The organism is Chryseobacterium daeguense DSM 19388 (assembly GCF_000430825.1).
In the GTDB taxonomy this organism is placed as follows: Bacteria; Bacteroidota; Bacteroidia; order Flavobacteriales; family Weeksellaceae; genus Chryseobacterium; species Chryseobacterium daeguense.
In genome coordinates, this window is record NZ_AUMT01000012.1 from 107,603 (window position 1) to 122,339 (window position 14,737).

The following is a 14,737-nucleotide window of genomic DNA, read 5'->3' on the forward strand; positions in this document are numbered from 1 at the left end:
CATTAGAGCGGGGAATGAGGGAGTTTGCTATCTATGATAATAACGGATATATATTACAATTTGGTCAACATATCAACGAAATTAGCAAAGAGGAATAAAATTTGCTAATTTTGGAAAATATTTAAAAAAGTCAATGAAAAAAAATATTATAGCTGGTTTTGCAGCAGTCTTGTTGTTGGTTTCGTGTAAAGATGATAAAAAGATCCTTGATTCCCTGGCGGATTACAACAATTCTATGGAGCAGAAAGGATATCATTTCGGAGATAAGCTGGCGCTTCCGAAAGAGGTTACAGATGAAGCGGAAAGCGTTACCATAAGCTTTGGAGACAAAGAAACTTCAAGCCTTGTAGTAGATCCGAAATTTTTTACGCTGGGTGACAATGCGGTAACTTTCAATATTAAAACGAAAGGAGGAGAAACACTTACACAGGATGCAACCATTAATGTTTTTGCTAAAAGTCCTGAAAAAAATATAAATTATCAGATTGTAGCAGAATATCCTCACGACCCTAAAAACTTCGTGCAGGGATTCCAGATAGAAGGCAACACAATTTATGAAAGTGACGGCCAGAACGGCTCTTCACAAATCCTGAAATATACCCTTGGAACTACCACTCCGCTTGCCTCTACAAAGCAGGCTCAGGAAGATTTTTCTGAAGGAAGCACGATTGTAGGGGATAAAGTGTACCAGCTGACCTGGCAGAGCAAAAAAGGGTATGTTTATGATAAAAATTCATTAAAATTATTATCAGAATTTGCCTATCCAAATGTACTTGGGGAAGGTTGGGGACTTACGTATGACGGGAAGAATCTGATAGCTTCAGACGGAAGTAAATTATTATATTTCCTTGATGTAAATGATCCTTCTAAAATGGTAAAATATATTGCTGTTGCCGGAAGCTCTCAAGCCTATGACCAGCTGAACGAACTGGAATTCCACAACGGATTCATCTATGCAAACGTATGGCAGAAACCTATAGTTTTAAAAATAAATCCTGCTAACGGAGAAGTAGTAGGAACATTTGACTTTACGGAAATCGCAAAACAAAATACGAAAGGAAGTGATGACGTACTGAACGGGATTACTTTCAAAGGTGAAAATATGCTGGTAACAGGGAAGAACTGGACGAAAATTTATGAGGTTGCGATTAAGTAATTTATTTTAAAGTGAAGAAAAGTCTGATTGCATACTTTACAGTAGTCCTGCTATTGGTCTCTTGTAAAAATGACAGGAAAATTCTGGATTCTCTGGCGGATTATAACAATTCGGTGAAGGAAAAAGGATATCATTATGGGGATAAAATAATACTTCCGCAAGATGTGACTGATAATTCGGAAAGTATTTCAATCAGCTTTGGAGATAAAGAAACATATAATTTAACCGTTGATCCGAAGTTTTTCAGATTCGGAAGTAATGAAGTTACTTTTAATATTAAAACTAAAAGCGGCGAAACCCTTACTCAGGACGCCACCATTAATGTTTTTTCAAAAATTCCTGAACAGAATATTGCTTATGAAATCGTGGCAGAATATCCTCATGATCCAAAGAACTTTGTGGAAGGTTTTCTCATGGAGGGAAATACAATCTATGAAAGTGACGGTATTGAAGGTAAATCACAATTAATAAAATATACATTAGGAAGTACAACACCAGGCTTAATTGAAAAGCAGCCTCCGAAAGTCTTCTCAGAGGGCTGCGCTATTGTTGGGGATAAAATTTATCAGCTGACTTATAAGGATAAAATTGGTTTTATTTACGATAAAAATACATTTAAAAAAATCTCGGAATTTCCTTTGCCTAATGAATTTGGTGAAGGTTGGGGATTAACTTACGATGGACAGCATCTCATAGCTGATTCAGGATCAAATGATCTGTATTTTTTAGATGTTAATAATCCTTCAAAAGTTATTAAAACTCTTTCTGTGGGAGGAAATAAAGATATTTACAATCAAATTAATGAATTGGAATATCATAAAGGATTTATTTATGCCAATGTCTGGTATAAACCTTACATTTTAAAGATAAATCCAATGACGGGAGAGGTTGTGGGAAGGCTTGACTTTACAAAAATTACTGATGAAAATACCAAAGATAGCAAGGAGCATGTTTTAAATGGGATTGCTTTCAAAGGTGAAAATATGTTAGTAACAGGAAAGAACTGGCCTAAAATCTATGAAGTTGTGATTAAATAACTTTATAAAAATAATACGTAAATTGTTCACGTTCTACGGAATGTTCTTTAGTATAAAAATTTGAAACTATTACAAATAATATTTGCGCTGATTTTCTGTTCATTACATGCACAGAAACCTATTCCTTTAGACACATTGAAGCTTAAGGAAGCGAAGGATATGCTTGCCGACGATTACGGAAATTTGTACATCTACAAAAACAAAGATTTCAGCTTCACAAAGTATGATTCTCTCGGAAAGCAGATTGGGAAGATGATGCTTACCGTGCCTTATAAAGTACAGACTGTTCAGAATCCTTTAAGCGTTCCTCTTTTTTCAGAAAATGCCCAGGAAATGAAGTTTGTAGACCAGAATCTGAACGAAATCCAGAAAGTTGATTTTAAGCAGAAATTCGGGTTTATTAAAATGGCTTATGCGGAAGATCTGCAGCAACTGTGGCTTCTGGATGAAAGCACAAAGAGACTGATCCAGTATAATTTCAGGAACGAAACAACCATCAATTCTTATCCTTTTGATGCCAGCTTTGATGATCTGATGGATCTTCTGGTGTATGAAAATAAAATTTATATTTTAACAAGACAGCATATCCGTGTGTTTAGCTTTAAGTTTGAAAAAATATTTGAAGCTCCCATCGAAAATGGTAAACGCTTCAGAAGAGAGAATGAATCTATTTTGGTAATAACCAATAATTCTATTTTAAAATACATCCCCGAAAAAGAAATGGTGAAAATTTTTCAGGATCCTGACTCGCAAATTGTGGATAAAAACACCCTTTCTTATTTTGAAATCAAAGCGAACAAACTCTATCTTTACAACCTCGAAAATAATAAAGAAACTAAGCCGCAGACAGAGCCGGATCCCAAACAAAAGGACACGGAACAGGATGTAGAAAAATCAGCTGAGAAGCCTGCAGAACCAGACAGCCCGGAAGGTAAACTGGAAAAAAAGACTCAGGAAATTGAAAGCAAAAATCCTGCGGAAAGCTCTTTGCAGAAGCTGATCGAGGAAAGCTCAGAAGTTCAGTCTGCCGGAATTTAGTGATGGGTAATCAATAATTATAGTAAAGAAAATATGCATATTGCAGTTACAGGAAATATTGGAGCAGGAAAAACTACGCTTACTACAATGCTTGCAAAGCACTACGGTTGGGATGCGCAGTTTGAAGATGTAGATCACAATCCTTACTTGGAAGATTTTTACGCAGATATGAGCAAATGGAGTTTTGCTTTACAGATTTATTTTTTAGGAAGCAGATTCCGTCAGGTAAAGGAGATCAGGGAAAGTGGGAAAAACATTATCCAAGATCGTACTATCTATGAAGATGCCCATATTTTTGCTGAAAACCTGAATGATATGAACCTTCTTTCAGACAGGGATTTTAATAATTATGCAGCTGTATTCAGCCTGATGAAATCTTTCGTTTCCGCGCCGGATTTATTGATTTATCTTAAATCTGACGTTCCGAATCTTGTGAAGAAAATTTACAAAAGAGGAAGGGAATATGAAGCTTCTATCAGTATAGAATATCTTTCTAAACTCAATCAGAAATACGAAAAATGGATTTCTAATTATACGGAAGGGAAATTGCTGATTATTGAGGTGGATGACCTAGATTTTGTAGAAAAACCGGAAGATTTTGGTTTTATTTTAGAAAAAATAGAGGCAGAACTGAACGGGCTGTTTTAACAAAGATTTATCATAAATTAAAAGGAGGATTCTCTTAATTCTTTCTAATTTTGTTTAGCAAGTTGGAATTTTTAATACAATCAAAAATGTTGGTAAAGGTTTTACATAATGGAAATTGCTCAAAATCCAATGCGGTTTTGGAGTATCTGGACGAGAACGGCGTGCCGTTTGAGATTATCAATATTGTGGAAGATCCTTTAAGTGCTTTGGAGATTAAAACAGTTTTAAAAAAACTAAATCAAAGTGTTTTTCATATCATCAGGAAAACAGAAAAATTATATCTCGAAAATTTTGCTAATAAAAACTTATCCGAAGAAGAATGGATAAAAATCTTATCTGAAAATCCTTCATTAATCCAAAGACCAATACTTATAAAAGGCTCTGTGGCTATGCTGGGAAGACCGGTAGAGAATGTAAAATACTTTATTGAAAAATAATAAATTATATTAAAAATTTAAACTGAAAAAGTCAGCGGTAAAGCTGACTTTTTTGTTTCTTATAGAAGAATTACGCCTTCTATTCTTGCGACTTCTTTATAAATACTCACTACCTGATCTGCATCCAGAACAAATGCGTTGATATTACATGCTGTATATTTTCCGTTTTTGCTTTCACGGTTACCCAATGTAAATTTGATACCGTCAAAAACCCTGTATATTTCCGTAAGCTTCGACTGATCTGTCGGAATGATGAATTTGAATAAATAGTCCTCTGGAAAATCATGGTGATCTTCCAGTTTTTCCCTTAAAGAATTGTAAAAATCTTCAGGGCTTGCATGTTGATTTCCTTGTAATATATCCATCTACAAATTTTAAATTTATATATAAAAATAACGAAAATTTTTCTATTTTCCAAGCGGTCCCAGTAGCGACTTGGAGTTTTGAATTTCGTAATCTTCAATAATATTAAATATACCGTCTACAAGCTGCTCAGAAGCAAGCTGGCTTAATCCGCCGGCATTCACTGTGGCTTTATTTCCGCCCAGAAGACTTCCCAGTAAATTACTTCCTGATAAAGCGGTATTGATGCTTTTCACAATCCCGTACTGATTAAGCTGCTGATCTACTTTCGGAGCGATAGCCGCCACCAGCTGCTGGGCTGTTTTTTCCTTTAAAATCTTTGTGGCAGTTCCTTTTTCTCCCTGGATAATTCTTGTAACATCCTGTGAATTCAGGCTGTTTACCGCATTTACAAGGATGGGCTTGGAAATATTTACGGTATATACTGCAGCATCAGCAATATATTCTCTTTCTTTTGCCACTAGTGACGGCGCCACTTTTTCCAGTATTGAGTTGATTTCTCTAAGCTGTTTTGGAAGTGCTTTGTCTACCATATTGTTTTGCAGGAATGCTTCTTTATTGCTGTAAATATTCACTCCTTTATCTATCCCGTTTAAAAGGAATCTTTTAATAATGGACAACCCGAGATCAGTAGTTGCCAATGATGTGCACGACTGCACGGTAGTATTGATAACCGTTCCCGTTCCGATAACTAAAGCGGCAGCGATGATATATTTCTTCATTACGATTAATTAAACGTTTTATACTTTCAAATAGCGAACCAAAGTTAAAGACTATTATCTGTTTAACAAAATATTAAGTCTTAGCTCAAAAACGGGGGTTTTATCTTAAAATATTCAGAATAATCGATTGTATTTTTTTTATTTAAAATATGGTTAACATTGGTGAAATATTGTTAAAATCTGTTTTACTTTAATATTTTACTTGCAAACCCATTTTTTTATAGAATTTTTAAGAATTATTAACTATATTACGTATAATTTTATAATTTTGGTCTAATGTCTTTTTTTGAGAATAAGGATTTTCATAAATGCAGATTACCAAAGGATTTATTGGATCTTTTATAAAAAATTTGATTGTACGAATAAAATTAAACTATATGAAACAAAGTGATTTAAAGTATTCATGTCTCATTGCTGTTCTCTACTTCGGTATGAATGTCAATGCGCAGACTACTCCGCAAGATACTGTTCAGAAAGAACAGAAGATTGAGGAAGTAGTAATGATTGGATATGGTACTGCTAAAAAAAGAGATTTAACAGGTTCTATTTCCAGAGTTTCTGGTTCAGAAGTGGCGGATAAGCCAAATGCTAACCCTGTAGCTTCTCTGCAAGGAAAAGTAGCGGGATTGTCAGTTGTGAATCAGGGTCAATTGGGAGGTACTCCCGATGTGAGAATTAGGGGAACAGTTAGTAGGTATAATGCTAAGCCGCTTTATGTTGTAGACGGAATATTTGCAGATAATCTGGACTTTGTGAACCCAAATGATATCGAATCAATGGAAGTACTAAAAGATGCTTCTTCATTAGCTATATTCGGTAACAAGGGTGCAAATGGAGTTATCATAGTTACAACAAAAAAAGGAAAAACAGGAACAACGGTCAACTTTAATTCTTCTTACGGGGTAAAGTTTTTAGGAAATAAGCCAGAACTTACGAATGGACAAGAATTCAGAACATTGTTTGATGAGCAAAGACAAAATCAGGGGATAGCGCCATATCAATATTATAATGTATTTAATGCTAATACAGACTGGATAGACCTTATTACTAATAATGGCGCTCCGATTTCTAACAATAATATCAGCTTTAATGTAGGATCAGAAAAAAATAAATTTTATTTAGGATTAGGGTATCTATATGAAGAAGGTATAATAGAAAGTGAAAAGCAAAGAAAAATTACATTAAATATTAATGATGAATTTAAGATTAATGATAATATTAAAGTAGGAGTTAACTTAAGTGCCTTACAATATAATCTTCCCAGAACTTTATCTTATACAGCAGCAATTAACACAGCACCCATTGCTTCTCCTTACAATGAGCAGCTTGGAATTTATAATCAGCTGCCTAACGAAATGGGTGCGGCCCAATTGGGGAATTTGTTAGTTGAAACGCAAGGAAAGGCTAATACTTTAATTTCCCAAAGACATAATTTAATCGGTAGTGTATATGGAGAAATAAGATTTTTAAAGAACTTTACGTTCAGATCTACATTTTTAGGTAATTTTGAATTTAATAAACAAAGACAGTACTACCCGGTATTTGATGTTTATGTTCCGGAAACTGGCCAGATAACAAGACTTTCAGGTATAAACCTTACCAGCGTAAGAGAATCAAATACAGATTATAGAAGACTTCAGCAGAATCATTTACTTACATATGATAATAAATTCGGAAGTCATAATGTAACCGCAATGGTAGGATTCGAAACAATTGATGAAAGAAATAATGAGCTTGAAGTACGGGTAAATCAATCAGCAAAAGGCCAGGCAATTCCTTGGGATAGAAGATTCTGGTATGTAAACAATTCTTTTGCAGATCCTGCTACATTGCAGAGAACGGTCACTTATCCATGGGATAAGGCCAATGTTTCTTATTTTGGAAGAGTATTATACAATTACGCAGGGAAGTATATGTTAAACGCTTCATTCCGTAGAGATGGATCTTCCGCATTCAGTAGTGACAACCCAAATCAATATCAGAATTTCTGGGCTATTGGTGGTGCTTGGGAAATTTCTAAGGAAAATTTCATGGACAACCAGAAAATTTTTAATTATTTGAAAGTTAAAGGATCTGCCGGTAAATTAGGAAATGAATATGCGCCTGTACGATATCCCAATTATCCGGGTTATGTAGCGGGAAGTGGCACTATTTTAGGAGTGCCTAAGATTTTTTACCCTGCATCTACTTTAGCTTACGTTGCAAATCCTAATCTGAAATGGGAAGAAGTATATACCTACGAAGGAGGATTAGAATTGTCGACTTTGAATAGAAGGTTAAGCTTTGAAGGAAATTACTATACCAAAAGAACAAAAGATCTATTGGTTTATGTAGAAACTGATACACAGGATTTCTTTGATAATGCTGGTGAAATTGAGAATAAAGGTTTTGAATTCAAATTAGACTGGAATGATAAAATTGGTGAAAATATACGTTACTCAATAGGAGGAAATCTTACAACAATAAAAAATAAGGTTTTATCTGTTTATCAAGATGGTTATGAACTGTTTTCCGGACCGTCTATTACACGGGCTGGCGCACCAATAGGATCTTTTTACGGCTATGTTGTTGAGGGGGTATATCAAACAAATGCTGATGTTTTATTATCACCAACCAGCACTTTAGGAACCTATGGTCCGGGAGATTTGAAATTTAAAGATATGAACGGTGATGGCAAGATTAATGAGCAAGACAGAACAATAATTGGAAATCCAACACCTGACTTTACCTATGCATTTTATCTTAACTTTGAATATAAAAATTTTAGCTTTAGTGCAGATTTTCAAGGTGTTTATGGGAATGAAGTATGGAGAAACTGGGGGAATGGAAGCACCTTTGCTCAATTCAATTACAGATCTGCAAGGTTAGATCGCTGGAATGGCCCCGGAACTTCAAACTGGGAGCCACAACTTAATGATGCAAATGGATATAATAGATTAAACTCCACTTACATGATTGAAGATGGAAGCTACTTGAGACTTAGAAATATCCAGTTAGGTTATAGTTTTAGTAAAGGGGTTTTAGATAACTTTAAAATAAGATCATTAAAATTCTTTATAAATGCTCAAAACCTATTTACCTGGGGCCATAATTCAGGGTTTACACCTGAAGCAGGGGGAAGCCCGGTAGAGTTTGGAGTAGATGGAGGCGGTTATCCACTTCCAATCGTTACAACTATGGGAGTTAATATAACATTCTAAATTAAATCTTGATTAAATGAAAAAAATAAATACAGTAATATTGTCATTAGCACTTTTAGGATTAGTATCATGTGGTGATGACTTTTTAGATAGAAAGCCTTTAGGACAGGCTACAGAAGGTGATCTTATTGAAGGAGGACTTCAGGCAGAAGTGTATGGTGTATATTCAAAATTAAGAACACAAGCCGGAGTTTCAAATTGGACAAAATATTGGTTCCAAAGCATACGGTCAGATGATGCTACCAAAGGAAGTACCCCGAATGATGCCTCTGAAATGGGAACTATAATGGATAATTATCAGTACTCCAAAGTAAAAGTAGAAGCAAATGATAACTGGTCCGGTCATTATAACGTTATTTATGATTGCAACGCAATTATTAAAAAATCCGAAGGTTTAACGGATAACGGAAGCTTAATAAACAGGGCAGAAGCCCAGGCAGTAAGGGGATTCTTATTCTTTGAGCTCAGAAGAGATTATGGTGAAATACCATTAGTTACAAATGCAATTGAAAAACCACAAGATGTAATTAAGGCAAAATCTACAATTGCTGAAGTAGATGCACAAATTAAAGCAGATTTAATGGCTGCTGCAGAAAAACTTCCCACAAGTTGGCCTGGCCAAGAAGGAAGAGCTACAAGTGGAATGGCAAAATCCTATCTGGCAAAACTAGCTTTATATCAGGGAAATTGGGCAGAAGCACTTCAATGGGCTGAAGAAGTTATTAATTCCGGAGTATATTCATTAAATCCCAATTATGATAAACTTTTCTATGATGAAGCAGATAATGGCACAGAATCGGTATGGGAAATTCAATTTGCAAGGCTGGGCGGTGTCAATTACAGTAATAACTACTGGGAGTCTCAAGGAGTAAGAGGATCAGGAGTCTGGGATTTAGGCTGGGGCTTTAATGTACCTACACAAAATTTAGTAAATGCTTACGAGCCTGGTGATAGGAGAAAAGCTGCTACTATTTTGGAAGAAGGTACAAATGACGGATTTAATAATATAGTACCAACAGGGTTACCTCAAAAATATTGGAATAAGAAAGCATATTCACTTCCAAGCAGAAGAGCCCTCGAAGGAGAAAACAAAAATCACTGGACGAATATAAAAGTACTACGATATGCAGATGTTATATTAATTGCAGCAGAAGCTGCTTTACAAACAGGTAATACCGGTAAAGCCACTACATATCTAAATATGATAAGAACAAGAGCAGGCCTGGGAAATATAACAGCTACTTTATCGGCTATAAAACAAGAAAGAAGAGTAGAATTCGGTATGGAAAATGAAAGGTTTTATGATCTTGTAAGATGGGGAGATGCTGTTTCTGTTTTAGGGCCGTTAGGCTATCAGGACAAAAATAAATATTATCCAATTCCACAGACTGCTATTGATCAGGCTGGTGGTGTTTTAGTACAAAATCCTAATTATTAATTGTATGAAAAATATAATAAAATTAATGAGCGCAGTTTGTTTAATTTCATTATTAACACACTGCCAAGATATGGATAGACCCGAATTGAATGAATATCCCAAAGACGAAGCAAATTTACCCGCAGGTAATTTACGTTTTTTTGTTCCTTTTGACAAAGATAATCCTGAGATAAGGTATAAATTCGCAGAAGATTTATCTGGTTATCCAAGCTTCGCTCCTGATAATTCAATTACGCAAGTGGATGGAATCTCAGGAAAAGCATATAAGGCTGGCGGATCGGAAGTCTTTTTAAAGTATTTAAATGCAAATGACTTTGCTGCTAAAGCAGGAAGTTTTACAGTTGCTTTCTGGGAAAAAATAGGAGATTCTAATAATACGGAGTTTGCATTTAGCTTGACAAGTGATAATTGGGCAAAAGCCAGCATGTTCGGGCTCTTTGAAGGAACTGCAGCTGCCCCAATTGTAAAATTTTATGTGGATGAGCAGCCTGGTGATAAATGGTTTGAATGGGTTAATGATTCAAGCCTAAATATGATATATGATAATCAGTGGCATCATCTTGCATTTGTTTACGATGCTACAACATCAGGAATGACGTTATATGTTGACGGGGTAGCTAAATCTACTAAAGACTGGGCAGGCCACGGACCAATTAAATTTAATACAACAAAAATTAACGGATTTAGAATAGGTGGTTCAGGAAATCCAAGTGAGGGATGGATGAAATCATGGTCAGGAAGTATAGATCAATTCAGGATGTATGTAACTGCTCTATCGTCAAGTGAGATAAATGATCTATATACAAATAAAAAATAGATGTAAGGGAAGATGAAGTCTTCCCTTTATTATAAATAAAGATAGAATGAAAAGAGTTATAACAGGGATTCTATTAGTTGGATTTTTTATGCATTCATGCTCCTCCAATGATTCCATGATGGAAACTCTACCTGTTAAGGAAGGAGCAGATACTTCAAATAATTACAGCGATGCTCAGCTACTAGAAACGGTTCAGAAGGATGCTTTAAAGTATTTCTGGGATTATGCTGAATCAAATTCTAAATTGGCAAGAGAAAGATATCATGAAGATAATCCCTCACAAGATGCACATATAATTACAACAGGAGGATCGGGTTTTGGCCTAATGACAATTTTGGTTGGAATTAAGAACGGATATATTTCAAAATCTGAAGCTGTTTCAAAACTTACAACATCGCTTAATTTTTTACAATATGCAGATCGTTTTCATGGTGCATGGCCACATTGGATCAATGGTGCAAATGGGGATGTCATACCCTTCAGTACTGTAGATAATGGTGGCGATTTAGTTGAAACTGCATTTTTGGTGCAAGGTCTTATTTGTGTAAGGGAATATTTTAAAAACTCTACAAATTCTGCAGAATTAGCACTCTCTCAAAAAGCGGATGCACTATGGAAAGGTGTTGAATGGAATTGGTATACCAACGGCCAAAATGCTTTATACTGGCATTGGTCTCCTGATTATAATTTTCAAATCAATATGCAGCTCAAAGGTTACGATGAAACCTTAATAACCTATATACTTGCTGCTGCATCACCTGAATATTCAATTAATAAAAGTGTTTATCAACAAGGGTGGTTAAGAAACGGAACTATAAAAAGTTTGGCCACGTCATACGGTATCCCTGTTATTGTAAATCATAATGGAGCTAATGGAAGTGTTGGCCCTCTCTTCTGGTCTCATTATTCATTTTTGGGACTGGATCCAAGAGGATTGACGGATGAATATGTTAATTATGAAGATGTAACTAAAAATCATGCAAGAATCATATATCAATATTGCATTGCAAATCCTTACGGCTGGCAAGGGTATAATACTAAAAGCTGGGGACTTACAGCAAGCTATTCTAGAAATACAGATGGTTCTATGGGATATTCCGCACATCAGCCAAATAATGATTTAGGAACCATTTCACCAACAGCAGCATTATCAAGTATGCCCTATACTCCTTTAGAAAGTATGAATATGCTTAGATTTTTATACAACGAAAACTACAGTAAATATATAGGGGTTGCAGGACCTTACGATGCTTATTCAATACATTATAATTGGACAATTCCACGATATTTGGCAATTGATCAGGGTACAATTGCACCTATGGTTGAAAATTATAAAAGCCAGTTTTTATGGCAGTTATTTATGAATGCTCCGGAAATAAAGCAAGGTCTAATAAAATTAGGCTTTCACTCTGCACAATATGGATTTTAAAACTTATGTATTATGAAAAGGATTGTATTATCAATTGCTGTTGTGTCATTACTTGCAATCTCCTGTAAAAATTCTCAAACGTCCAAACCCTCAGATTCTAAGGCTGAGGCTGTAAAAAGTGACATTACAGATGAACAGCTTATGGACAGAGTCCAGAAAGATGCCCTTACTTATTTTTGGGACTATGCAGAACCGAATTCCATGTTGGGAAGAGAGCGTTATCATGAAGACAACATTTATCCGGATAACGACAAGCACGTTATTACAACCGGAGGTTCAGGATTTGGGCTTGCTACTATTTTGGTGGGAGTAGAAAGAGGTTTTGTTCCTAGAAAAGAAGCCGTAAAAAGATTGACTACCATGATGGATTTTCTTGCAAAAGCAGATCGTCATAAAGGAGCGTGGTCACACTGGATCAATGGGGAAACAGGAAAAACAGTTCCTTTCGGGAAAAAGGATAATGGTGGAGATTTGGTGGAAACAGCGTTTTTAACCTCAGGAATTTTAATGGTTCGCGAATACTTTAAAAACGGAAATGCAGAAGAAAAGGCCCTTGCAAAAAAATGCGACGAGCTTTGGAAAGGAATTCAATGGAACTGGTACACCAAAGGTGGTGAAAAAGTGCTTTACTGGCACTGGTCTCCGGACTATCAGTGGGAAATGAACTTCCCTCTGGAAGGCTACAACGAATGCCTTATTACCTATATTTTGGCAGCATCATCCCCCACTTATCCTATCGATGCAGAAACCTATTACAAAGGCTGGACAAGAAACGGAACCTATCTTTCAGACAAGGAAAAATATGGGCTTCCTATTTATGTAAAGCATAATGGAGCAGAAGAATACGGCGGGCCGCTTTTCTGGGCTCATTATTCATATATTGGTTTGGATCCCACAAATTTATCAGATAAATTGATCAAAAATTATTTCGATTTAAATAAAAACCAGGTCCTTATCGATTACAAATACTGTCTCGAAAATCCAAAACAATGGAAAGGTTACGGGCCAAATTATTGGGGGTTAACGGCAAGCTACACCAGAAATGATGACGGTGGCACAGGCTACAACGCTCATTTTCCGCAAAATGACCACGGCGTAATTACTCCAACCGCAGCATTAAGCAGTTTTCCTTATTCACCAAAAGAATCTATGGATTTTTTAAGGTTTATATACACTCAAAAGCCAGAATTTATCGGCTCTGCGGGACCTTACGATGCAAATTCCATTCATTACAATAACTGGACAACGCCAAGATATTTAGCAATTGATCAGGGAACCATTGCCCCTATGATTGAAAACTACAGAACAGGATTTTTATGGAAATTATTCATGAACGCCCCTGAAATCCAGCAAGGATTAAAAAAATTAAGTTTCAAATCTGAAAAATATAATATTAAATAGAGATAATTTTTTTAGGAGCTATTTCCCGCTTTCCACTATATCTTTTTCGCCAATGCTTTTTTACAAGCCATTTCAGAAAAAGGATGTCGTTGCAATCGGGGCTAAAATCCGATAATAAATCCTTGTCAAGGTTTCAAACCTTGACAAGGATAAAAAAACGAATTATTCAATAGGAACGGGCTTTAGCCCGTTTGAATCAACCAAAATCAAACGGCTTTAGCCAAAACCTAATATTAAAAATGAAATTAAAACTAAATCACTTACCACTTTTGTTTCTGCCATTTTCTCTCAGCCTAAATGCTCAGGAAATAAAAGCAGAATTAAACAAGGAAATAAAAAGGCAGGAAAAAATTTCCTACATTATCGATTACCCTCAAAAAGTAAAAGGAAATGTCCCGTTGATCGTGTTTCTTCATGGTTCGGGTGAAAGAGGAAATAATCTTGAAATGGTAAAAGCGCACAGTCCTTTCACGTACAAAAGCCTGATTAAGGAACCTGTAGCTATTTTAGCGCCTCAATGTCCGGAAAATATGTGGTGGGATACGGTGACAGTTTATCATTTGATTAAAGAAATTCAGAAAAAATATAAGATTGATGCTTCCAGGATTTACCTTACGGGACTTTCAATGGGAGGCTGGGGAACGCTGAAGCTGGCAATGGAGCACCCCGAAATGTTTGCTGCCGTGGTTTCAGTTTGTGCACCGACGGATCGTGTAATGGAAGCGAACATTAATCAGTACAAAGATTTGAACATGAAAATTTTTCATGGCGGAATGGATGATGTGGTTTTACCAGAAAATGCATTTAATTTTTACCAAAAACTACACCCAATTAATCCATCCGCAGAATTAACCATCTTTCCAAATGACAACCACAATTCATGGGATTCTACCTATTCAAATCCCGCTTTATATGAATGGATGTTGTCAAAAAGAAAAGAGAAATAATTTATTAAAATTAATAATAAGTAAATTTACGTTGCTATCATTTGCTGAGTAAAAACGCCCTTGCGAACGAAAAATATGCAGGACAATTTTAAATAAAAACCTTT

At 35.6% G+C, this 14,737-nt stretch carries 13 protein-coding genes; 11 read left to right on the forward strand and 2 right to left on the reverse strand.

The window, feature by feature from the left end:
- Positions 1-133: 133 nt before the first annotated feature.
- The 5 genes from H560_RS0114715 (at position 134) to H560_RS0114735 (ending at position 4,316) form a co-directional block, all read left to right on the forward strand.
- A complete protein-coding gene (locus tag H560_RS0114715; protein ID WP_027380749.1) occupies positions 134-1,156 on the forward strand; it encodes a glutaminyl-peptide cyclotransferase in 1,023 nt (340 codons plus the stop codon).
- A gap of 11 nt (positions 1,157-1,167) precedes the next feature.
- Entirely contained in the window at positions 1,168-2,193 is a 1,026-nt protein-coding gene (locus tag H560_RS0114720; protein WP_027380750.1) for a glutaminyl-peptide cyclotransferase, read from the forward strand.
- A gap of 60 nt (positions 2,194-2,253) precedes the next feature.
- Positions 2,254-3,231: a hypothetical protein gene (locus H560_RS0114725; protein ID WP_027380751.1), complete on the forward strand. Its 978-nt coding sequence runs from the start codon at positions 2,254-2,256 to the stop codon at positions 3,229-3,231.
- 33 nt (positions 3,232-3,264) lie between these two features.
- Entirely contained in the window at positions 3,265-3,879 is a 615-nt protein-coding gene (locus H560_RS0114730; RefSeq protein ID WP_027380752.1) for a deoxynucleoside kinase, read from the forward strand.
- Between the two features lie 86 nt (positions 3,880-3,965).
- Positions 3,966-4,316, forward strand: a complete 351-nt coding sequence (locus H560_RS0114735) for an ArsC/Spx/MgsR family protein (RefSeq protein ID WP_027380753.1) — start codon at positions 3,966-3,968, stop codon at positions 4,314-4,316.
- Between the two features lie 59 nt (positions 4,317-4,375).
- On the opposite strand, the gene H560_RS0114740 is transcribed toward H560_RS0114735, so the two are convergent.
- Entirely contained in the window at positions 4,376-4,681 is a 306-nt protein-coding gene (locus H560_RS0114740; RefSeq protein ID WP_027380754.1) for a DUF493 family protein, read from the reverse strand.
- A 42-nt stretch (positions 4,682-4,723) separates the two neighbouring features.
- Positions 4,724-5,401, reverse strand: a complete 678-nt coding sequence (locus tag H560_RS0114745) for a DUF4197 family protein (protein ID WP_027380755.1) — start codon at positions 5,399-5,401, stop codon at positions 4,724-4,726.
- A 377-nt stretch (positions 5,402-5,778) separates the two neighbouring features.
- On the opposite strand from H560_RS0114745, the gene H560_RS0114750 reads away from it, so the two are divergent.
- From H560_RS0114750 to H560_RS0114775, 6 genes are all read left to right on the forward strand, one after another.
- A complete protein-coding gene (locus H560_RS0114750) occupies positions 5,779-8,601 on the forward strand; it encodes a SusC/RagA family TonB-linked outer membrane protein (protein ID WP_027380756.1) in 2,823 nt (940 codons plus the stop codon).
- Positions 8,602-8,617: 16 nt separating this feature from the next.
- Positions 8,618-10,039 carry a RagB/SusD family nutrient uptake outer membrane protein gene (locus H560_RS0114755; RefSeq protein WP_027380757.1) on the forward strand — a complete coding sequence of 474 codons (1,422 nt, stop codon included), beginning with the start codon at positions 8,618-8,620 and terminating at the stop codon, positions 10,037-10,039.
- A gap of 70 nt (positions 10,040-10,109) precedes the next feature.
- The gene (locus tag H560_RS0114760) at positions 10,110-10,856 is read left to right on the forward strand and encodes a LamG domain-containing protein (protein ID WP_027380758.1); all 747 of its coding nucleotides are present in this window, start codon (positions 10,110-10,112) and stop codon (positions 10,854-10,856) included.
- 46 nt (positions 10,857-10,902) lie between these two features.
- Complete coding sequence (locus H560_RS0114765) at positions 10,903-12,285, forward strand: glucoamylase family protein (protein WP_027380759.1); 1,383 nt, start codon at positions 10,903-10,905, stop codon at positions 12,283-12,285.
- Positions 12,286-12,297: 12 nt separating this feature from the next.
- The gene (locus tag H560_RS0114770) at positions 12,298-13,686 is read left to right on the forward strand and encodes a glucoamylase family protein (protein WP_027380760.1); all 1,389 of its coding nucleotides are present in this window, start codon (positions 12,298-12,300) and stop codon (positions 13,684-13,686) included.
- A 239-nt stretch (positions 13,687-13,925) separates the two neighbouring features.
- Positions 13,926-14,633 carry a carboxylesterase family protein gene (locus H560_RS0114775; protein WP_027380761.1) on the forward strand — a complete coding sequence of 236 codons (708 nt, stop codon included), beginning with the start codon at positions 13,926-13,928 and terminating at the stop codon, positions 14,631-14,633.
- The last annotated feature ends 104 nt before the right edge of the window (positions 14,634-14,737 follow it).